We start from the raw sequence: 1207 nt of genomic DNA, 5'->3' as shown, positions 1-1207 counted from the left end.
CGGATTTGCGCCGGTCACCTATCTCATTATGCCACCTTGGCTTCGAACGCGAGCGGGCTGATGCCGCCCAGATATGAATGGCGACGACGGGTGTTGTAGAAGCCATTGATGTACTGGAAGATGGCGGCTTCTGCCTGACGCCGCGTCGGCCAGCTCTGCCGCCAGATGAGTTCGGCCTTCAGGGATTTGAAGAAGGTCTCGACGGACGCATTGTCGTAGCAATTTCCCTTGCCGCTCATCGATGGACGCAGGCCATAGGCCTGCAGCTTTTTCTGATAGTCGTAAGAACAATATTGGCTGCCACGATCCGAATGAAAAAAGCAGCCTTCCGGAGGCTGGCGCAGGCGCACCGCCATATCCAGCGCTCTGATCGCCAAGTCCTTCTTCATTCTGTCGCTGACTGCCCAGCCCACGACGCGACGGCTATGCAGGTCGAGAATGACGGCAAGGTAGAGCCAGCCTTCTGACGTCCAGATATAGGTGATGTCGCCGGCCCATTTACGGTTGGGCGCATCGGCGGCAAAATCGCCGTCCAGCCAGTTCGCTGCGACCCCCAGTCGATGGTGGCTATCCGTCGTAACCTTGTGCTTGCGCGTGCGGACTGGCTTGATCCCGTTGATCTTCATCAGCCGCCCGACCCGGCGCTCGCCAACATCGAGCCCCACCTCCTTCAACTCCATCGTCATGCGAGGACGGCCGTAGCTGCCAAGGCTCAGCCTGTACTGTTCTCGGATATGGGCCAGCACTTTCATATCTGTCCGCTCCCGCCTGCTAATCGGGCGCGAGCGCCAGGAACGATAGCCGCGTTCACTGACATCCATGACACGGCAGAGCAGTTCAACGGGCCAACGATGCCGCCAGCTATGCACAAAAGCGAACTTCACGGCCTTTGGCTCGCGAAGAACTGCGTGGCCTTTTTTAGCACTTCCCTCTCCTCCCGCAGCACACGGTTCTCAAGACGAAGGCGTTCATTCTCACGCGCCAGATCTGCCTGCGGCGCTGCCACCAGGTCAGATGGCCGATACTGTGACACCCATTTGCCCAGCGTCGACTTCCCTATCCCCAAATCCGATGCAACCCTGTCGCGGGGTAACCCGCTGGTCAGTGCAATCCGCACCGCCTCCTGCTTGAACTCTTCTGTGTGCTTGATCATCTCGTCGGTCTCCTGTTGCGAGCTCTAATCGCTCAGGTGACCGGCGCAAATCCG

Annotated in this window: 1 protein-coding gene; it reads right to left on the bottom strand. The window is 59.0% G+C overall.

Annotated features, from left to right (window positions below):
* Positions 1-26: 26 nt before the first annotated feature.
* A protein-coding gene (locus EBBID32_RS19895) for an IS3 family transposase (protein ID WP_211258307.1) occupies positions 27-1153 on the bottom strand; the annotation gives its coding sequence in 2 pieces (ribosomal slippage) (positions 27-922 and positions 922-1153; 1128 coding nt in all).
* Positions 1154-1207: the final 54 nt, after the last annotated feature.

The organism is Sphingobium indicum BiD32, from assembly GCF_000382885.1.
GTDB lineage: Bacteria > Pseudomonadota > Alphaproteobacteria > Sphingomonadales > Sphingomonadaceae > Sphingobium > Sphingobium japonicum_C.
This window is presented reverse-complemented; position numbering and strand designations above follow the sequence as displayed.